19 protein-coding genes are annotated in these 19,756 nt (G+C 62.8%); 7 read left to right on the top strand and 12 right to left on the bottom strand.

All coding sequences use genetic code 11. The features are described 5' to 3' along the window. Window positions 1–2 precede the first annotated feature (2 nt). A complete protein-coding gene (locus NKI70_RS03805; protein ID WP_023677934.1) occupies window positions 3–2,435 on the bottom strand; it encodes a bifunctional diguanylate cyclase/phosphodiesterase in 2,433 nt (810 codons plus the stop codon). Window positions 2,436–2,730: 295 nt separating this feature from the next. Between NKI70_RS03805 and ugpB the strand changes: the two genes are divergently transcribed. From ugpB to ugpC, 4 genes are all read left to right on the top strand, one after another. After that, window positions 2,731–4,041, top strand: coding sequence for a sn-glycerol-3-phosphate ABC transporter substrate-binding protein UgpB (gene ugpB, locus NKI70_RS03800; protein WP_352471403.1), 1,311 nt, complete (start codon window positions 2,731–2,733; stop codon window positions 4,039–4,041). Window positions 4,042–4,122: 81 nt separating this feature from the next. Next, window positions 4,123–5,007: a sn-glycerol-3-phosphate ABC transporter permease UgpA gene (gene ugpA / locus NKI70_RS03795; RefSeq protein WP_023677936.1), complete on the top strand. Its 885-nt coding sequence runs from the start codon at window positions 4,123–4,125 to the stop codon at window positions 5,005–5,007. An 8-nt stretch (window positions 5,008–5,015) separates the two neighbouring features. Beyond that, a complete protein-coding gene (gene ugpE / locus NKI70_RS03790) occupies window positions 5,016–5,864 on the top strand; it encodes a sn-glycerol-3-phosphate ABC transporter permease UgpE (RefSeq protein WP_023677937.1) in 849 nt (282 codons plus the stop codon). Window positions 5,865–5,871: 7 nt separating this feature from the next. After that, window positions 5,872–6,939, top strand: coding sequence for a sn-glycerol-3-phosphate ABC transporter ATP-binding protein UgpC (ugpC, locus tag NKI70_RS03785; RefSeq protein ID WP_352452447.1), 1,068 nt, complete (start codon window positions 5,872–5,874; stop codon window positions 6,937–6,939). A gap of 22 nt (window positions 6,940–6,961) precedes the next feature. On the opposite strand, the gene NKI70_RS03780 is transcribed toward ugpC, so the two are convergent. The 3 genes from NKI70_RS03780 to NKI70_RS03770 all read right to left on the bottom strand — a co-directional run bounded on the left by NKI70_RS03780 (window position 6,962) and on the right by NKI70_RS03770 (window position 10,801). After that, window positions 6,962–8,044, bottom strand: coding sequence for an ABC transporter ATP-binding protein (locus NKI70_RS03780; protein WP_352696764.1), 1,083 nt, complete (start codon window positions 8,042–8,044; stop codon window positions 6,962–6,964). Continuing rightward, a complete protein-coding gene (locus tag NKI70_RS03775; protein WP_352577202.1) occupies window positions 8,041–9,624 on the bottom strand; it encodes an ABC transporter permease in 1,584 nt (527 codons plus the stop codon). The genes NKI70_RS03780 and NKI70_RS03775 overlap by 4 nt, the downstream gene beginning before the upstream one ends. Before the next feature lie 169 nt (window positions 9,625–9,793). Next, the gene (locus tag NKI70_RS03770; protein ID WP_352697061.1) at window positions 9,794–10,801 is read right to left on the bottom strand and encodes an iron ABC transporter substrate-binding protein; all 1,008 of its coding nucleotides are present in this window, start codon (window positions 10,799–10,801) and stop codon (window positions 9,794–9,796) included. A 202-nt stretch (window positions 10,802–11,003) separates the two neighbouring features. Here NKI70_RS03770 and NKI70_RS03765 point away from each other — a divergent pair, with 202 nt between their 5' ends. Then, window positions 11,004–11,546, top strand: coding sequence for a sigma-70 family RNA polymerase sigma factor (locus NKI70_RS03765; protein WP_352489432.1), 543 nt, complete (start codon window positions 11,004–11,006; stop codon window positions 11,544–11,546). Between the two features lies 1 nt (window position 11,547). Continuing rightward, window positions 11,548–12,186: an NrsF family protein gene (locus NKI70_RS03760; protein ID WP_352696763.1), complete on the top strand. Its 639-nt coding sequence runs from the start codon at window positions 11,548–11,550 to the stop codon at window positions 12,184–12,186. A gap of 8 nt (window positions 12,187–12,194) precedes the next feature. Here the strand turns inward: NKI70_RS03760 and NKI70_RS03755 are convergent, their stop codons facing one another. The 7 genes from NKI70_RS03755 to NKI70_RS03725 all read right to left on the bottom strand — a co-directional run bounded on the left by NKI70_RS03755 (window position 12,195) and on the right by NKI70_RS03725 (window position 17,753). Further along, a complete protein-coding gene (locus NKI70_RS03755) occupies window positions 12,195–13,073 on the bottom strand; it encodes a 3-hydroxybutyryl-CoA dehydrogenase (RefSeq protein ID WP_352570549.1) in 879 nt (292 codons plus the stop codon). 114 nt (window positions 13,074–13,187) lie between these two features. Continuing rightward, complete coding sequence (locus tag NKI70_RS03750; RefSeq protein ID WP_023677946.1) at window positions 13,188–14,117, bottom strand: electron transfer flavoprotein subunit alpha/FixB family protein; 930 nt, start codon at window positions 14,115–14,117, stop codon at window positions 13,188–13,190. A gap of 155 nt (window positions 14,118–14,272) precedes the next feature. Beyond that, window positions 14,273–15,022 carry an electron transfer flavoprotein subunit beta/FixA family protein gene (locus NKI70_RS03745; protein ID WP_023677947.1) on the bottom strand — a complete coding sequence of 250 codons (750 nt, stop codon included), beginning with the start codon at window positions 15,020–15,022 and terminating at the stop codon, window positions 14,273–14,275. A gap of 208 nt (window positions 15,023–15,230) precedes the next feature. Then, window positions 15,231–16,034, bottom strand: coding sequence for a rhomboid family intramembrane serine protease (locus tag NKI70_RS03740; protein ID WP_352570548.1), 804 nt, complete (start codon window positions 16,032–16,034; stop codon window positions 15,231–15,233). Between the two features lie 25 nt (window positions 16,035–16,059). Then, window positions 16,060–16,641 carry a cob(I)yrinic acid a,c-diamide adenosyltransferase gene (locus tag NKI70_RS03735; RefSeq protein WP_023677949.1) on the bottom strand — a complete coding sequence of 194 codons (582 nt, stop codon included), beginning with the start codon at window positions 16,639–16,641 and terminating at the stop codon, window positions 16,060–16,062. 29 nt (window positions 16,642–16,670) lie between these two features. Next, a complete protein-coding gene (locus NKI70_RS03730; protein ID WP_023677950.1) occupies window positions 16,671–16,862 on the bottom strand; it encodes a twin transmembrane helix small protein in 192 nt (63 codons plus the stop codon). A 24-nt stretch (window positions 16,863–16,886) separates the two neighbouring features. Then, window positions 16,887–17,753 carry an SDR family oxidoreductase gene (locus NKI70_RS03725; protein WP_352570547.1) on the bottom strand — a complete coding sequence of 289 codons (867 nt, stop codon included), beginning with the start codon at window positions 17,751–17,753 and terminating at the stop codon, window positions 16,887–16,889. A 57-nt stretch (window positions 17,754–17,810) separates the two neighbouring features. On the opposite strand from NKI70_RS03725, the gene NKI70_RS03720 reads away from it, so the two are divergent. Continuing rightward, window positions 17,811–18,665: a YihY/virulence factor BrkB family protein gene (locus NKI70_RS03720; RefSeq protein WP_031212039.1), complete on the top strand. Its 855-nt coding sequence runs from the start codon at window positions 17,811–17,813 to the stop codon at window positions 18,663–18,665. On the opposite strand, the gene NKI70_RS03715 is transcribed toward NKI70_RS03720, so the two are convergent. Then, on the bottom strand, window positions 18,632–19,522 hold the full coding sequence (locus NKI70_RS03715) for a DMT family transporter (protein WP_352570546.1): 891 nt from the start codon (window positions 19,520–19,522) through the stop codon (window positions 18,632–18,634). The genes NKI70_RS03720 and NKI70_RS03715 overlap by 34 nt on opposite strands. Between the last annotated feature and the right edge of the window lie 234 nt (window positions 19,523–19,756).

The following is a 19,756-nucleotide window of genomic DNA, read 5'->3' as shown; positions in this document are numbered from 1 at the left end:
GCTCAGACCGTGCGCAGGCGCGGCTTGAGCACGGCAATGCTTGCGCCGCGTCGGCTGGCGGTGCGGATTGCCGGAGCGGCCACGCCCGTCAGTTCCCCGAATGTCTCGATCGGAGCCGGTTTGCCGAGGTAGTAGCCTTGCCCGATCTCGCAAGCCTCGGCGTCCAGGAACTGCAATTCACCCGGCGTCTCGATGCCTTCTGCCAGAACCGGTAGGCCGAGACCGCGTCCAAGCCCCAGCACGGCGCGAACGATCGCCGCGAACTGGGCGTTCTTGTCGACCGATTTGATGAACGACCCGTCGATCTTGATCTTGTCGAAGGGAAAGGCGCTGAGGTTGGACAGCGAAGAATAGCCGGTGCCAAAATCGTCCATCGCCACATGCACGCCAAGCGCCTTGACCTGCCTCAAGGTTGCCAGCGCGCGCGGCATGTCCTTCACCAGGGCCGTTTCGGTGATCTCCAGTTCGAGCCTGCCGGGGGCCAGGCCGGATCTCGTCAATGCGTCGTGCACCTTGCGGCTGAAGTTCGGATTGTGAAGTTGCACGGCGGAGACGTTGACGGCGACCATCAGCGGGTTTGTCCAGCGAACAGCATCGTTACAAGCCGTCGTCAGCACCCAGTCGCCGATCTGCGCGATAGCGCCACTGTCCTCGGCCACGGGGATGAAAACGGCCGGAGAAATGTCACCCCGCTCAGGGTGCTGCCAACGGACCAGGGCTTCGAAGCCGATCATCCTGCCGCCGCGGATCTCCTTCTGCGGCTGATAGACGAGGTGGAACTCCTTGCGGGCGATCGCCTGGCGCAATTCATGCTCCATCACGCGCTTGTCGCGAGCCGCGGTGCCCATGGCTATCTCGAAAAACCGATAAGTGTCCCTGCCTTCGGTTTTGGCGCGATGGAGTGCCGTGTCGGCATGGCTGATCAGGCCGGCCTGGTCTTCGGCATCCAGCGGAAAGAAGGCGATGCCGATGCTGGCCGAGACGAGGCCGGAGCCGACCGAAACCCTGTTTTCCTCCCGGATCGCCGCCAGCAAGTCCTCGGCTATCCGGCCTGCGGCCAGGGGGTCGGGGAGGTTCGGAGCTATGATGGCAAATTCATCGCCGCCGAGACGCGCGAGCATCTGTCCGTGGCGCGGGATGCCGGAAATGCAGTGCGCCAGCTTCTGCAGCATAGCATCGCCGGCCCCGTGGCCATAGAGGTCGTTGACTTGCTTGAACCGGTCAAGGTCAAGCAGCAGGAGCGCCAGATGTCCATCCTTGCCGCCACGATCCATCGAGGCGAATTCTGCTTCCAGCCGGGAAGAAAAGCTCCGCCGATTGGCAAGCCCGGTAAGCGGATCGAAATGCGCGAGGCGGAGGATCTCTTGTTCTGCCTTCTTGCGCTCACGGATGTCGCGAACGGCAAGCACCGTATGAGGCCTGCCGCAGTAGGTGATTTTCCTGGCGATCAGCTCGACAGGAATTCTCGCCCCGTCGCTGCCCCTTAACTTCGCTTCCTGCGCCTGTTCGCCGAAGCCGGACATATCGGCTGCGCTCTGTCCGTCGAAAAGCTCGCCGAATTGCATCGTGTTCAGGGTGGCTGTCGCTGTTCCGGTCAGCTTCGCCATACTGTCATTGGCGCTGACAATGCGGGTGCCATCGCAAACGATCAGACCTTCCACCGCCGCATTGGCGAGATCGTGCATGCGATCGGCCTCGAGCTTCTGGCGGCGAAAGCGCAGGTCGATCCATAGCGCGGCACCCGATAGCACAAGGATTATCAGGCTGGCGACCGCTGCGGCAAAGGCCTGGGAAATGGGCTCGATGGAATGTTCGGATATTTCAATCGAGGAATCCGGAATGATCGACACCGCGGCCATCGCGATGAAATGCAAGCTGCAAATCGCCAGCGTTAAAAGCGCGGCGCCGCCGAAAGTCGCGAGCGCTGACGGACGGCGCAAGACGACAAGGAGCGCCAGTGCCGCGAGGGTCACGCCGGCCAGAAGCGATATCGCGACAAGGAGCAGGTTCCATACGACCCGGCCTTCGACCTCGAAAGCTGCCATGCCGATGTAGTGCATCGTCGCGATGGCGCCGCCCAGAATGGCGCCACCGGCGAGGAAATGGTCGATGCCGCGGCGCAAGGTGGCGACCCACATCCCAAGCGCGGTCATGATAACGGCGGCGGCAAGCGAAAAGGCGGATAATCCCGGATTGTATGCGTTCGGTATTCCCGGCGTAAACGCGGTCATGGCGATGAAATGCGTCGCCCATATGCCGAACCCGGTCGAGGCTGCGGCGATCATCAGCCAGACAAGCCGGTTTCGCTCGGTCGATCGGCCGACATGCTTAAGGAGATTAACCGCTGAGAAGCAAGAAATTCCACAGACGAGTGCGGCAAGCGCAACCAGTCTCGGATCGTGCTGACTTACAATACAATTATAGACCGTCAGCATCCTGGTTCACTCGGTCTGCCAAAACTAACAGGGGAGGTGTGACTGATTAGTTCTTGGAGATTTTAACGAATGGTTAACCCGCGGGCCATGAGGCGGGTCTTTTCGGGGGAAAACCGACGCCGCTGCGCCGAAAAGACGGTGATGTGATTTCTTGCGCCCGGTTCGGTAGCGAGTGCACTTTAGGAAGGAATGATGTTCATTGATCCGCAATAAAACCGTTGTCCGATTGTCATCAGCGCCACATATTGGCTTTGCGGAAGTGCCCCTTTCGCCAATGACAAACGGGAGATGAAACATGAAGTTCTTCGGCTTTGCGGCCGGTATCGCCGCCACCGTGACCCTGCTTTCCACCACCTCCGCCTTCGCCGTCACGCAGATCAGCTGGTGGCACGCCATGACCGGCGCCAACGCCGAGGTCGTCGCCAAGATCTCCAAGGATTTCAACGCCAGCCAGAGCGACTATGAGCTCGTTCCGGTGTTCAAGGGCACCTATCCGGAGACGCTGAATGCCGGCATCGCTGCCTTTCGTGCCGGGCAAGCGCCCGATATCCTCCAGGTGTTCGACGTCGGCACCGGCGTGATGATGGCGGCCGAGGGTGCGATAAAGCCGGTGGCCGATGTGATGACCGGCGCCGGGATGACTTTCGACAAGAGCCAGTATCTGCCCGGCATCGTCGGCTATTATTCGAAGCCGGACGGCACCATGCTATCGTTCCCCTACAACTCTTCCTCGCCGATCCTCTACTACAACAAGGACATCTTCCAGAAGGCAGGCCTCGACGTGAACAATCCGCCCAAGACGTGGAACGAGGTGTGGGAAGCTGCCAAGAAGATCAAGACGAGCGGCGCCGCCCCTTGCGGCTATACCTCGACCTGGCTGACCTGGATCCACCTGGAGAATTTCGCGGCGTGGAATGACGTGCCTTGGGCCACCCAGCAGAATGGCCTGGCCGGCGGTGATGTCGAACTCAAGATCAATGCGCCGATTTTCGTCAACCACTTCCAGGCGCTCGCTGACCTGGCCAAGGACGGCACATTCAAATATGGCGGGCGCACCTCCGAAGCCAAGCAGATATTCCTCGCCGGCGAATGCGGCATCTTCACCGAATCGTCGGGCGGCCTCGGCGATATCGTCAAGTCCGGCATGAACTATGGCATCGGCCAGCTTCCTTACGACAGTGACGCCAAGGGTGCCCCGCAGAACACGACGCCGGGCGGTGCCAGCCTGTGGGTGTTCGGCAACAAGTCGGACGAGGAATACAAGGGTGTCGCCGCCTTCTTTGCCTATCTGTCCAAGACCGATGTGCAGGAATATCTGCACCAGAAGTCGGGATACCTGCCTGTGACGCTCGCCGCGTATGAGGCGACGAAGAAATCAGGCTTCTATGACAAGAACCCCGGCCGCGAGACACCCATCCTGCAGATGATCGGCAAGTCGCCGACCGACAATTCGAAGGGCGTGCGCCTGCCGAATCTGCCGCAGGTGCGCGATATCCAGAACGAGGAGCTGGAGAAGATGCTGGCCGGCCAGCAAACCGCCCAGCAGGCACTCGACAATGCGGTTGCGCGCGGCAACGCGGCGATCAAGGAAGCGCTGGAGAACTGACGGGATTATCTCGGTTAGTCGGTTGGAATATCGCCCACGCGAGCCGGCGTGGGCGATACCTGGATAGCGAGGGAAATCAGCCTGTCTCCACGCGTCGTCTTTCCCAACAAGATCCTGCCCTACCTGCTGGTGGCGCCACAACTCGCCATCACCCTGGTTTTCTTCTACTGGCCGGCCGGTCAGGCGCTTTACCAGTCGATGCTCAGGCAAGACCCGTTCGGGCTGAAGAGCAGGTTCGTCTGGTTTGCCAATTTCCGGAAGGTGCTGGCCGATCCGGCCTACCTCAACTCGATCAAGGTCACCGTAGTGTTCTCTCTTGCGACCGCGATCGTTGCCATGGTTGTGGCCCTGCTGCTCGCGGTCATGGCCGAGAAGGCCGTGCGCGGCAAAGGCCTCTACCGCACACTGTTGATATGGCCTTACGCCGTGGCGCCGGCGATTGCCGGCATGCTTTGGCTTTTCCTGTTCAATCCCTCGATCGGCTCGTTGGCCTATTTGCTGAGAAGCCTCGGCATCGTATGGGACCCGCTGCTCAACGGCACCCACGCCATGATCCTGCTGGTGTCGGCTGCTGCCTGGAAGCAGATCAGCTACAACTTCCTGTTCTTCGTCGCCGGCCTGCAGGCGGTGCCGAAAACGCTGATCGAAGCGGCGGCCATGGACGGCGCCGGCGAAACCAAGCGCTTCTGGACCATCGTCTTCCCGCTGCTTGCGCCGACAACCTTTTTCCTGCTGGTCGTCAACACCGTCTATGCCCTGTTCGACACGTTCGGCATCGTTCATGCCGTCACCGGCGGCGGGCCGGGCAAGACGACCGAGACGCTGGTCTACAAGGTCTACAATGACGGCTTCGTCAATCTGATCCTGGGCGATTCGGCGGCGCAGTCGGTCATCCTGATGGCCATCGTCATTGCGCTCACAGCGATCCAGTTCCGCTATGTGGAACGCAAAGTCCATTACGGCTGAGGGCAGCGATGATCGGCCAGTCCCCGCTCCGCACCTTCATCGCCCATGCCGTGCTCATCCTCGGCATATTGATCGTGGCTTTTCCGATCTACTACACCTTCGTTGCCTCGACGCACACGCTGCAAACGATCCTCAGGCCGCCCCTGCCGCTCTTGCCCGGCGACCAGCTATGGAACAATTACAGCGAGGCGCTGTTCGGCGGCATCGGTCGTATCGGCGGGGTCAGCGTCGGCAGGCTGCTCCTCAACACCACGATCATGGCGCTCGGCGTTGCGGTGGGAAAGATCTTCATCTCGATCCTGTCGGCCTACGCGATTGTGTTCTTTCGCTTTCCGCTGCGCATGACCTTCTTCTGGCTGATCTTCATCACCTTGATGCTTCCAGTCGAGGTGCGCATCCTGCCGACCTACAAGGTGATGGTCGATCTCGGCATGATCGACACCTATGCCGGCCTGATCGTCCCGCTGATCGCCTCGGCCACCGCAACGCTGCTGTTTCGCCAGTTCTTCATGACCATACCGGGCGAATTGGTCGAGGCGGCGCGTGTCGACGGTGCCGGGCCATGGCGCTTCTTTTTCGATATTCTGGTGCCGCTGTCGCGGACAAACATCGCCGCGCTGTTCGTGATCCTCTTCATCTATGGCTGGACGCAGTATCTTTGGCCGCTGCTCGTCACCAACAGCAACGACATGAACACCATCGTCATCGCGCTGAGAAAGATGGTTTCCTTCGCCGATGCCGACACCCAATGGCACCTGGTGATGGTCACGGCAATGCTGGCCATCGTGCCGCCGATCCTGGTGGTCGTGCTGATGCAACGCTGGTTCGTGCGCGGTCTGGTCGAATCCGAAAAGTGAGAAGCCGATGGCGACCGTGGATCTGAAGGATGTCAGGAAAATCTATCCCAGCGGTGTCGAGGCCGTGAAGGGCGTTTCCATCGCCATTCCCGACAAGGAGCTTTGCGTGCTGGTCGGCCCCTCCGGCTGCGGCAAGTCTACGCTGCTGAGGATGATCGCCGGGCTGGAGACGATTTCTGCCGGTACTGTCGCCATCGACGGCAAGGTGGTCAACGCCATTGGCCCGACCGAGCGCGACATCGCCATGGTGTTCCAGAACTACGCGCTCTACCCACATATGAAGGTCTATGACAACATGGCCTATGGCCTGCGCAACCGCGGCACGCCGAATGACGAGATCGACAGCAGGGTACGCTCGACTGCCAAGGTGCTGGAGCTTTCGGCGCTGCTCGACCGGCGCCCGCGCGAGCTTTCCGGCGGTCAGCGCCAGCGCGTCGCCATGGGTCGCGCCATCGTACGCAACCCGAAGGTCTTCCTGTTCGACGAACCGCTGTCCAACCTCGATGCGAAATTGCGCGGGCAGATGCGCATCGAGATCAAGAATCTGCAGCGCTCGCTTGGCGTCACCTCGGTTTATGTCACGCACGACCAGCTTGAGGCGATGACGCTGGCCGACATCCTCGTCGTCATGAACGCCGGCCTGGTCGAGCAGACCGGCGCGCCGCTTGATGTGTACGAGAAACCGGCCTCGACCTTCGTCGCTTCGTTCATAGGCGCACCGCCGATGAATCTGCTGGCGCTCACAGGGGCCTCCCCAAGCTCGGTATTGGCGGACGGCACTGTGATTGGCTTGGCGCCTCGACAGGGCAAGGCAGTGACACTAGGCTTTCGTCCGGAGGACGCCGACATCACCTTCGCGGCAGAGGCGCCGGCCGGCGCGCTCGCGCTGCCGGCAACAGTGGAAGCGGTCGAACCGGTCGGTGCCGAAAGCTTTCTCCATTGCGTGGCAGCCGGCAGCCGCATCGTGGTGCGCGTCTCAGGCCGCGCTAGCGCCAAGCCAGGCGACCAATTGCGCGTCGTGGCTAGGTCCGAAAAGCTGCATTGGTTCGATCAGGCGGGCAAACGGGTCGATTGAAGTCGGCCTTGCGCAAAACCGTTCAGGCAAACACATGCGCCTTGCCCGACACGGTCAGCCGGACGATCTCGCCGATCGCCGGCGCGTCCATGCCCGGCTTGCGCAGGATCAACGGCGTATTGCCGATGGCGGCGGCGTCGGGCGGATCGGGGCTGTTCAACAGACGCACCGCGATGGTGCACATCGAGCCGGCGAACTCCGATTCCGTCACCTCGCCGAACAGCATGTCCGGCGTGCCGGACATGCCTTCACGCGATGTGCGTTTCAGCAACACCTGCTCCGGCCGCAGCATGATGCGAGCGACGTCGCGCCGCTCCGAGCTGTCGACAGCGATGCGGCCGAGCGGCGAGATTGCGAAGCCATCGGCGATCCTTGCCGGCAGGACGATGGCGTCGCCAAGGAACTCGGCGACCATCCTGTCCTTCGGCTTGAAATAGAGCTCGCGCGGCGTGCCGACCTGCGAGAATTTGCCGTCGCGCATCACCGCGACCTGGCTGGCGAATGACAGCGCCTCGGCCTGGTCGTGGGTGACCAGGATGGTGGTGATGCCGGCGGTTTCAAGGAGCTCGGCCACGGCCTTGCGCATCGAGGCGCGCAGGCCGGTGTCGAGCGCCGAGAACGGCTCGTCGAGCAGCATCAGCCGCGGCTTCATGGCCATGGCGCGGGCGAGCGCGACGCGCTGCTGCTGGCCACCGGAGAGTTCGTGCGGACGGCGCTTCAGGATACCTTTGTCCAGCCCGACGACATAGGCGAGCTCGGCGATGCGCTCACTGCGCTTTTCCTCGTGACGCCCCATGCCGAAGCCGATATTGGCGGCGATGCTCAGATGCGGGAATAGAGCGCCGTCCTGCGCCACCAGCCCGATGCCGCGGCGATGCGCCGGCACGGCCGTGTCGCCATCGGCCAGCACCTCGCCATCAAGCACGATGCGGCCCTGGTCCGGCGCCTCGAAGCCGGCGATCAGCCGCAGCAAGCTGGTCTTGCCGCAACCGGACGGCCCGACGACAGCCGTACGGCTGCCGCTGGCCACGCTGAGGTCGACGCCGGCAAGTGCTGCGACCGGCCCGTAGTGCTTGTGGATGCCGCTCAGCTCGAGAAAGCTCATCGCCCGGCCATCCGCTTCGACTGGACGTAGAGCAACCAGGTCAAAGGCAGCGACATCGCCACCATGATCAGGGCATAAGGCGCCGCCGACGCATAGTCGATCTCGCCGCTATAGGACCAGAACGCCATGGCCAGCGTGCGGGTGCCGTTGGGCGCCAGCATCTGGGTTGCGGTCAATTCGTTCATGATACCCAGCGCGACCAACGCCATGCCGGCTGCGGCGCCCGGCGCCGACAGGCGGATGGTCGTCGACCACAGCGCCTTGAGCGGCGACCGGCCGAGGCTGGAGGCGGCGCGTTCGAGCTCGACCGGCGCCTGTGCGATCGACGCCCTGAGGCTAATCAGGGCGCGCGGCAGGAACATCAGCGCATAGGCGACCAGGATGGTGAACAGGGTCTGGTAGAGCGGCATGGCGATACGCACGGCGATGGTGACCAGCGCCAGGGCGATGACAACGCCGGGCAACGCGCCGACGATATAGTTGCAGCCCTCCAGGACGCGTTGCAGCCGCCCCGGCGCGCGGATCGAAATCCACGCCATCGGCATTGCCGCGACGGTGGCGAGCAGCGCGCCGGCAATTGCTAGGAACAGCGTTTGGCCAAGCGCCAGGCCGATCTCGTCGAGCCGCCAGACATCGGCGCCGCCGGCCATGAGCCAGCGGCCGATAGTGGCGAACGGCACGCCGAGCGCCAGCAGCGTGGTAATGGCAGGCAGCAGCAGGCAAGGAATGGTGGCGCGCCCAAGGCCCGTGCGCTGCTGCTGGCGCGCAGCACCCGAACCGACGCGGGCATAGCGCTCCTCGCCGCGCACCAGCACCTCCAGCCCGAGCAGCACAAGGCAGCAGGTCACCAGCACGCCGGCCAGCATGTTGGCGGCGGGACCGTTGAAGGTCGACTGGAACTGGTCGACGATCGCGGTGGTGAAGGTGTCGAAGCGGATGAAGACATAGAGCCCGTATTCGGCCAGGAGATGCAGGCCGACCAGCAGGGAGCCGCCGCAAATGGCGAGCCGGAGCTGCGGCAGCACGACACGCCTGAACACACGCCACGGGCCGAGACCAAGGGCTGCCGCTGCATCCTCGAGAGCGGGATCGAGCCGGCGCAATGCCGCCGCCACCGGCAGATAAAGGAAGGGGAAATAGGCGATGACCGACACAAGCACGCCGGCCCACAGGCCGTGCAGTCTGGGCACCATGGTGACCCAGGCGTAACTGTGGACGAAGGCCGGAATGGCGAGCGGCGCCACCGACAGCCAGGCCCATAGGCGGGCACCCGGCAGATCGCTGCGCTCGGTCAGCCAGGCCAGCATGACCGACAGCACGATCGAGATCGGCACCGCCAACACCACCAGCAGGCTGGTGTTGACCAGAAGTTCGCCGACGCGCGGCCTGAACACCAGCGCCGCCACCGTTTCCCAGCCGGTCTGCACCGCCACCCAGACGATGAAGGCAAGCGGCAGCAGCGCGAAAAGCGAGACAAAGACGGCAGCCAACGCAATCCATGAGACCGACCAACGACGTGCCCGCACGGCCGTGGCGTCGGCCGGCAAGCCTGGGCGTGCGAGATCGATCGCGGATTGCATCAGATCAGACGTTGCGCCAGCTCCGCCCGGAGGCGGAAACGATCGGCGGCGGATAATCTCGCGGGTAGCTTGTGGTCATAGGCAAATGCCATCTTGAAAACAGAGCGCTCCTGTGGAAAGCGAATTCCCACAGGAGCGCAGTCGGTTGCCCTTTTAGGACGAACGCCGGCTAAAGCAAGCCGGCCGCCGTCATCAGGTCGGTCACCTTTTTCGAGTTCAGCGTCGTCGGGTCGACTTTCGGCGCCTGCAGATCGGCCAGCGGCACCAGCTTCGGATTGGACTCGGCGCCCTTGCCGACTGCGTATTCGAACGAATCGCCTGTTTTCAGCACGTCCTGGCCGCCATTGCCGGTGACCCATTTCAGGAAAGCCTGCGCTTCCTTCGGGTGCTTGCTCGAGGCCAGCACGCCGCCGCCGGAAATCGAGAGGAAAGCACCGGGATCCTGATGCTTGAAATAGTGCAACTCGACGTTCTTGCTGTTCTCGCCGGTCTTGGCCTGATCGCCGTAGTAGTAATAGTGATAGATCACGCCGCCTTCGACCTCGCCGGCATTGACCGCCTTCATCACCGTGCTGTTGCCCTTATAGGCGGTAAAATTCTCCTTCATCGCCTTCAGCCATTCGGCCGTCGCCGCCTCACCCTTGAGCTGCAGAAGCGCGCTGACGATCGCCTGGAAATCGGCGCCGGAGGGCGAAGCGGCCCAGCGGCCCTTCCAGCTCGGATCGGCGAGATCGAGCAGCGATTTGGGCAGCTGGTCGGCGCTCAGCTTGGTCTTGTTGTAGGCAAAGACGGTGCTGCGCGCGGCGACGCCGACCCATTTGCCGCTCGCCGGCTGGTACTCCTGCGGAACCTGGGCCAGCGTCTCGGTGTCGACCGGTGCGAACAGGCCGGCCGCCTCGACTAATGCCATGGCCGGCGAATTCTCCGTCAGGAATACATCGGCGGGCGAAGCGGTGCCTTCTGCAACGATCTGATTGGAGAAATCGCTGTCGCCGCCATTGCGGACGGTAACCTTGATGCCGGTTTCTTTGGTGAATCCCTCCGCCCAGGCCTTGGTCAGGTTTTCGTGCTGGGCGTTGTAGACGACGATGCCCTCGTCCTCTGCTATTGCCGGGCCGGCGATCAGGCTGATTGCAAGTGCTGTCGCACCGGCAAGGGCGGAAAGAGCATATTTCATGGCGTCGTCCTCGATTTCGATGGTCTTTGGCTTGGCACGCTGCACCTACCAATACCTGACTGGTGCAGTCAACATTGCTGGCCCACTCAATCGCTCAAAAGGAGCAAACTTTCGTGATGCTCAGCTAATTTGCCTTGGACATTATTTCGCCGGCCCCGTAACAAATCAGCGCCGAGACGCGAATATTGGGGAGTGAACTCTTGTGAGCGGCAAGGACGAAGCCGAGCTTTCACGGCTGCTGCGGGCCGCGATCGCCGGAGACGAAAGGGCCTATGCCGACTTTCTGCACCGGATCGCCGCGCTCGTTCGTGGCTTTGCCCGGCGCAAGATCGTGCAGGGCGGGGTGGATCCCGAGGATGTCGTGCAGGAAACCTTGCTGGCCATTCATGTGAAACGACACACCTGGCGCCATGATGCGCCGGTGCTGCCTTGGGTCTATGCAATAGCCCGCTTCAAGCTGATCGATGCGTTCCGGCGGCGCGGTCGGCGGATCGAGATCGAGATCGACGAAATCGCCGAGACCTTTGCCGAGCCGGAATCGGAGACGGTGAGCGAGCGCGACGTCAACCGGGCGCTCGACAGCCTGTCGCCGGCACAGCGTTCCGTCGTCTCGGCCGTATCGGTCGAAGGCCGGTCAATCGGTGAGACCGCGGCCAAATTCGGCATCAGCGAGACGGCTGTGCGGGTGTCACTGCACCGCGGGCTTGCCGCCATTGCCAAACGGTTCAGGGCGGGGCGGGAATAACATGAGGACCGAAGATTTCATCAGGGCGCTCGACGCCGATGCCCGCAGCAAGGCGCTGCCGCTAGGCACCGCCTGGTGGCTTGCCTCCGGCGTGGCCATCGTGATCGCGGCCGCGGTTTTCTGGCTGACGATTGGCCCGCGCCCCGACATTGCGATCGCCATGCACACGATGCGGTTCCTGTCCAAATTCGTCTTCACGATTGCTCTTGCCGCCAGCGCCTTTGTCCTGGTGCGTGGGCTGTCGACGCCCGGTGCATCGACCGGCCGGGCGGTGAGCTGGATGGTCGCCGCGCCGCTGCTGGTGATTGTGGCTGTGATTCTCGAACTCTTCGCCGTGCCTGCGTCCGACTGGGGCACGCGCCTGGTCGGCACGAACATGGTCATCTGCATGACCTTCATTCCGTTGATCGGGATCGGCCCGCTTGCCGTCTTTCTCGCGGTGCTGCGCCATGGCGCGCCGACAAGGCCGGTGCTTGCCGGTGCGGCCGCGGGCCTGCTTGCCGGCGGGCTGGCGGCGACCTTCTATGCGGCGCATTGCTTCGACGATTCGCCGCTTTTCGTCGGCACCTGGTATACGATCGCGGTCGCCATCCTTGCCGTGCTCGGGGCGCTCGGCGGACGACTTTATGTGCGCTGGTAGCGAGGCGATCAGCGTGTCGGAACGGGATGCTCGCCGCGATAGTCGTAGAAGCCGCGCCCGGTCTTGCGGCCGAGCCAGCCGGCCTCGACATATTTGACCAGCAGCGGGCAGGGGCGGTATTTCGAATCCGACAGCCCGTCATGCAGCACCTGCATGATCGACAGGCAGGTATCGAGCCCGATGAAATCGGCAAGCTGCAGCGGCCCCATCGGATGGTTGGCGCCGAGCTTCATGGCGGTATCGATGGCGTCGACCGAGCCGACACCTTCATAGAGCGTGTAGATCGCCTCGTTGATCATCGGCAGCAGGATGCGGTTGACGATGAAGGCCGGGAAATCCTCCGAGACGGTGATCGTCTTGTCGAGCTGCTTCACGTAGGTTTTTGCCGCCTCGAAGGTCTGGTCCTCGGTGGCGATGCCGCGCACCAGTTCGACCAGTTTCATCACCGGAACCGGATTCATGAAATGTATGCCGATGAAGCGTTCCGGCCGGTCGGTCTGCGAAGCCAGCCGTGTGATCGAGATCGATGATGTGTTCGTCGCCAGGATGGCCTCGGGGTTGAGCTGCGGGCAGAGCTGGGCATAGATCTTGCGCTTGACCGTCTCGTCCTCGGTCGCTGCTTCGATCACCAGATCGGCGCCCGCAAGGTCGGCCATGACCGGTGCCGCCGAAATGCGCGCCATCGCCTCATTGCGCAGCTTTTCCTCGAGTTTGCCGGAGCCGACCTGACGGGCCATGTTGCCGCTGATCGTAGCGATGCCCTTTTCGATGCGGTCGGGCGAAATATCGTAAACCAGCACCTTATAGCCCGCCAGCGCCGACACATGGGCGATGCCGCCACCCATCTGGCCCGCGCCGATGATGCCGATCGTCTCGATCTTGCTCATTACCCGATCCCGTCGAGGCCTTTGCGGCCCGTTTTTTGTGCAGTGCAAACTAAAAGGGCGGGGCGACTTCGTCTACCCCACCCCTCAGAATTTAATACGCTTTGGCAGAAGGCGTCAAAGCGCCTTTTGCAGTTCCGGCAGAATGACGAAGAGATCGCCGACGAGACCGTAGTCGGCGACCTGGAAGATCGGCGCTTCCTCGTCCTTGTTGATGGCAACGATCACCTTCGAATCCTTCATGCCGGCAAGGTGCTGGATGGCACCGGAGATGCCGACGGCAATATAAAGGTCGGGCGCTACCACCTTGCCGGTCTGGCCGACCTGCCAGTCGTTCGGCGCATAGCCGGCATCGACGGCGGCGCGAGATGCGCCAACCGCCGCACCGAGCTTGTCGGCGACCGGCAGGATGACCTCCTGGAACTTCTCGGAGGAGCCCAGCGCACGGCCGCCCGAGATGATGATCTTGGCCGAGGTCAGCTCCGGACGGTCGGTCTCGGAGAGCTTGTTCTCGACAAAGCTCGACAGGCCGGGATTGGCCGCCGCCTGGACCGTCTCGACCGGCGCGGAACCGCCCTCGGGTGCTGCCTGGAAGGAAGCGGTACGCACCGTGATGACCTTCTTGGCGTCACTGGACTGCACCGTCTGGATGGCGTTGCCGGCATAGATCGGCCGCTTGAAGGTGTCGGGCGACACGACTTCGATGATTTCAGATATCTGGGCGACATCGAGCAGCGCTGCCACGCGGGGCGCGACGTTCTTGCCCGACGAGGTCGCCGGCGCGATGATCGTCTCGTATGGCTCAGCAAGCGAAACGACGAGTGCCGCCAGCGGTTCGGCGAGACGCTCGGTCAGTTCGTCGGCGTCGGCGAGCAGCACCTTGGTGACGCCCTTGAGCTTGGCGGCGGCATCCGCTGCCGGCTTGGCACCTTTGCCGGCAACCAGCACATGCACGTCCGAACCGATCTGCAGCGCCGCCGAAAGCGCCTTGGCGGTCTGGTCGGAAAGCGCAGCGTTGTCGTGTTCGGCAATCAGAAGAATAGCCATGATGTTTTCCTGACTTTCGTCTTCGAGGCTCCTGAAATCCGGTCAGGCCGAGTCGAAAACGGTTGGTTTCGAGAACCGGAGCGGAGCGTACTTCAGTACGTGAGCACCGGAAGCGGAGAAACCGGCCGTTTGCAGGCCGGCCTCATCGGATTTCCTTAGAGCACGCCGGCTTCGTTCTTCAGCTTGTCTACCAGTTCGGCGACGCTCTTGACCTTGACGCCCGCCTTGCGGCCGCCCGGCTCCTCGGTCTTGATCACTTTAAGCCGCGGCTTGACGTCGGCGCCGTAATCGGCAGGGCTCTTCTCGTCGAGCGGCTTCTTCTTGGCCTTCATGATGTTGGGCAGAGACGCGTAGCGTGGCTGGTTCAGCCGCAAATCGGCCGTGACGATCGCCGGCATCTTCAGTTCCAGCGTCTGCAGGCCGCCATCGACCTCGCGCGTCACCGTGGCCTTGTCACCGTCGAGCACGATCTTGGAGGCGAAGGTGCCCTGCGCCCAGCCGAGAAGTGCGGCCAGCATCTGGCCGGTCTGGTTGGAATCGTCGTCGATCGCCTGCTTGCCGAGAATGACAAGGCCGGGCTGTTCTGCCTCGACGACGCCCTTCAGCACCTTGGCGACGCCCAGCGGCTCAGTCTGCTCGTCGGTCTTGACCAGGATGGCGCGGTCGGCGCCCATGGCGAGCGCCGTGCGCAAGGTCTCCTGTGCCTGCTGCGGCCCGATCGACACGACGATGATCTCTTCGGCCTTGCCAGCTTCCTTCAGCCGGATCGCCTCTTCGACCGCGATCTCGTCGAACGGGTTCATCGCCATCTTGACGTTGGCGAGTTCCACCGCCGAACCGTCCGCCTTAACCCGGACCTTGACGTTCGCATCCACAACCCGCTTCACGGGCACAAGGATCTTCATTTGCCTGTCACCTCTTTCACGATAGTCTCTTCACGCTCGTCGGGCGCGCTATAGCAGCGTGCACCTCTTCAGAGTTGTCGAAAGCCGACATTCCGGACGGAATTCTGGTCTTCGCCACGCCAGTAGGGTGGCGCTTCCGTAGTTGCGGCGACCCCGCGCGTCAATATCCGGGGCGCACTCGGATCCTCGGCGAAGCACTCAAATCGGTTCAGTCCGGACCGGAAACGGTCCCCCGGCCCCAGCGCGGCGCCGGCTGCGCAGGTTGTGGGTCGCTTGGCGCCGGCTCCACGGCTACGGGCACCGGACCGGCGACCACGGCCGGCTCCTCGTCTGCGCCGGCGAGTAGCGGTACGCCGCGGCTGCGCAAGACAAGCACCAGCACGGCTCCAGCGATGATGCCGCCGATATGGCAGGCCCAGGAAACCTGATCCTCGCCCCCCTGGGCGAACATGAAGATCTGGAACAGGATCCACAGGATCAGCGGGATGAAGGCCGGGATGCGCAACGGGATGCGCGCGAAGACCAGCACCCATACCTTCACCCGCGGATAAAGGATCAGATAGGCGGCGACCACACCGGCGATGGCGCCCGACGCGCCAATCAGCGGCACCGGCGAATCCCAGGCAACCAGACCCTGGAAGAAAGCGCCGGCGATGGCGCAAAGCAGGTAGAAGACGAGGTAGCGGACATGGCCGAGTGCATCCTCGACATTGTCGCCGAACACCCACAGGAACAGCATGTTGCCGCCGAGGTGGAAGATATCCGCGTGCAGGAAGGAATAGGTCAGATAGCTCAGGCTCTCCGGAATGACGACAAATTGCGGAGCGAGCTCGACGCTGTCATGCACAACCGACGGGATGAAACCGAGGCCCAGCACCGCGGCGTTGGCGAAATCCTCGCCGCCCAGTGTGGTGACAAAGTAGATCAGCACGTTGAGCGCGATCAGGCTGATCGTCACATATTGCAGCTTGATGTGCCGCAGCCGGTTGGTGTCGTAAAGCGGGATGAACATCGGGCCTCTCCCGCTTCCGGCGGATTCAGCGGTTCTTGCCGGGAACCCATAGCACGTCGGCATTTCCGTTGTCATTGACCGCGCGTGCGGCGACGAACAGAAAGTCCGAGACACGGTTGATGTATCTTATCGCCTCGCGGTTGACGTGCTCGTCCGGGTCTTGCGACAGCGCCACCATGATGCGCTCGGCGCGGCGGGCCACCGTGCGGGCGAGGTGAAGGGCAGCCGCTGCCGGCGTACCGCCGTTGAGCACGAAGGATTTGAGCGGCTCAAGGTCCTTGTTGAGGAGATCGATATCCTGTTCGATGCGGTCGGTCTGCGAGGCGATGATGCGCAACGGCTCGTAGTCGAGCGGCTTGCCATTATCGGGAACTGCCAGATCGGCGCCGAGGTCGAAAAGGTCGTTCTGGATGCGGCCGAGCATCGCATCGATCGCCGGATTTACTGCCGCGGTATGAATGCGGGCCATGCCGATGCAGGCATTGGCCTCGTCGACCGTGCCGTAGGCGTCGATGCGAAGGTCGGATTTCAGCCGCCGCTCGCCAGAGCCGAGGCCTGTGGTGCCATCGTCGCCAGTGCGGGTGTAGATCTTGTTGAGCTTGACCACGGGTTACCTCCCGGCTGGTGGCTGCTGCGTCACTTACGAGTGAAATACACCGCCAGCATGATCAGCACCAAGGCCACGAACTGCAACAGCACGCGCGTCTGCATCAGCTTGTTGGAGGTCATGCTGGAGCCGCCGCGCATCATGTTGATGAGGCCGCGGATCAGCACGATCACCACGGCGACCATGACGAGAACGGCGAGGATGTTGAAGACGGTTGCCATGGTGTGTTCCAGGTTGGATTGCGTTCAGGCGCGTTTGGCGAGCAGACGGTAGAGTACCGATGACGGCAGGATGCGTTTAAGGATCGCGCCGATCCTGGCCGGCACTGTTACCACATAATGCGGGCGTGGGCGCCGCGACAGAAGCGCATGGTGCAAGGCGGCATAAACCACCTCCGGCCCGGGCTTCAGCCGCGATGTGCTGCCGCCGGCCCGCAGCCGTTTGAGTTGCGCCGCATAGGCGAGGCGATGAACGGACTTCTCGTGATCGATATTCGCCAGGAACCACGCAAGGCTGTTGCTGGCGATCTTCGATTTCACCGGCCCGGGCTCGATCAGCGAAACATGGATTCCGCTGCCGAGGAGTTCTTGGTAGAGGGACAGCATCAGCCCTTCGATAGCGTGCTTCGATGCCGAGTAGGCGCCGCGAAAAGGCACCGGCGCCAGGCCGAGGATCGACGAGCAATGAACGAGACGACCATGGCCTTGGCGGCGCATCACCGGTACGACACGGCGAGTGAGGTCATGCCAGCCAAAGACATTGGCCTCGAACTGCTGCCGTAAAGCCTCGACCGGCAGGTCCTCGACGGCGCCGGGCTGTCCGTAGGCGCCATTGTTGAAGAGCGCATCGAGCCGGCCGCCGGTCCGTTCCAGCACCGACGCCACCAGCGCCTCGATCGATCCGGGCTCGGTGTAGTCCAGATAAAAGGCCTCGATGCCGTCGGCCTCGAGCGCAGCGATATCTTCAGGCTTTCGGGCCGTCGCGAACACCCGCCAGCCTTCCTTCTTAAGAGCATGGGCGCAATAGGCGCCTATACCGGAAGAGGCACCTGTGACAATGATGGTGCGCAACTCTTCACCGGGAGGAATGGTGGTTTGACCTAGGGTTGTCATTTACCGCAAACCCTTCCCATATTCGCGGCGTCGGGACAATCGAAGGGAACGCGGTTCTTGTTGCGGAAGATCGTAGCCCTCAAACGCGTCCTCTACGACGCGCTCGGCCATTTCAACACCGACGACGGCTGGGCAATGGCCAGCCATCTGGCGATCACCGCGCTGATGGCGCTTTTTCCTTTCCTGATCTTCGCCACGACGCTGGCGAGTTTTTTCGGCGCGCAGGCTTTCGCCGACACCGCCGTGCACCTTGTGTTCGACACATGGCCCGAGCAGATCGCCAAACCGATCGCGCGCGAGGTGCTCAACGTGCTTACCGTCCGGCGCAGTGACCTGTTGACCTACGGTATCGTGCTTGCCGGATATTTCGCCTCGAACGGCATCGAGGCGCTGCGCACCTCGCTCAACCGGGCCTATCGTGTCTCGGAAACGCGCGGCATCATCTATCGGCGGGTGCAGAGCATCATCTTCGTGCTGATCGCGACGGCCGGGTTTTTGGCCATCAGCGTGCTGCTGGTCTTCGCGCCATTGCTGGCACGGCTGGCCGAGTCGCATTTCGAATGGATAAAACCCTATATGGGCACGATCACGCTGTGGCGTTACGTCATCGCCTCTGTAGTCATCATCGGCGGCCTGTTCGCCGTGCATTTCTGGTTGCCGGCCGGCAAGCGCCGCCTCGTTTCGATCGTGCCTGGCATCATCTTCACGCTGGTCGGCTGGCTCATCGGGTCGACCATCTTCGCCGCCTATCTCGATCATTTCTCGTCCTATGTGACGACCTATGCCGGCCTCGCCTCGATCATGATCGCCGTCGTGTTCCTCTATATCGTCTCAGCGATCTTCATCCTCGGTGGCGAGCTCAACGCCGCGATCAGCCGCTATTTAGAGGCGCGTGCCCGCGTCGGCGGCTGAGCCGTCGCCAGCCCGACGCCGAGCGTCGCGATCGCCATGCCGGCGATCTGGAGCGGGCTCAAGTGCTCACCGAACAATGCCCAGGCGATGACCGCGGTGACAGCCGGGACGAGGTAAAACAGCGAGGCGACCTTCGACATTTCGCCGTCGCGGATCATCACCATCAACAGGAAGATGGCGCCGATCGACAGCACCAGCACGAGCCAGGCCATGGCGAAGATCAGTTCGCCGTTGACGAGGACCGTTCGGGTCTCGAAGGCGAGCGAGGCCAGAGCCATCACCGATGCGCCGCCGACATATTGCCAGAACGTGGCAGCCACCAGATCGCCGCCGGAAGCAAAGCGCTTCTGCCAGATGGTGCCGGCGCTCATGCCGAGTACCGAGACCAGCGAGGCGCCCAGTGTCTCGGCCGTCACGCCGCCGCCGAGCGCGCCGAGCTTCGGCCAGAGCACGATCACCACGCCGATCAACCCGAGGCCGAGACCGGCCCAGTGGCGCGGCAGGATGGCCTCGCCGAGAAGCCGGCCGGCGAGCACTGCCGTGATCAGCGGCTGCAGGCCGACGATCAGGGCTGAAAGTCCGGCGGGCATGCCCCGGTGGATTGCCCAGAACACGCCGCCGAGATAGATGCCATGCATCAGGATGCCGGCACCGGTCGCGTGCAGCGCCTCATCGCGGGTGGCGCGGCTCGAACCAAGTGCGGCCATCAAAGCGACAAGCAGGATTGCGGCCAGGACAAAGCGCGCGGCCAGGAACGTAAAGGGCTCCGCCCACGGCATGGCATAGCGCGCGCCGATGAAGCCGGTCGCCCACAGGACGACGAAAGAGGCGGGGATGAACCGCTTGAGGCTGTGCATTTCCGGAGGCCGCGATGAATTCGGGTGAGGGATCGACTGCGGCGACTGCTTAATGCCGTTCGGGCCGGCAAGCAAAACCAAACGGTTGATCCATAGAGTCATTTGAATTGAAGGAGCGCCGTTGATGGCCGCGAGCTCACCGGTCTAGTCTAGTGCGCGTCCATAAACGGCTGTTTTCCCGGAGTTTTCAGTGGTCTTTGGCCTGCTGAAGCGATGTTTTGGGGACGCGTGATG

Source organism: Mesorhizobium sp. M0500 (assembly GCF_040321165.1).
Lineage (GTDB): Bacteria > Pseudomonadota > Alphaproteobacteria > Rhizobiales > Rhizobiaceae > Mesorhizobium.
This window is presented reverse-complemented; position numbering and strand designations above follow the sequence as displayed.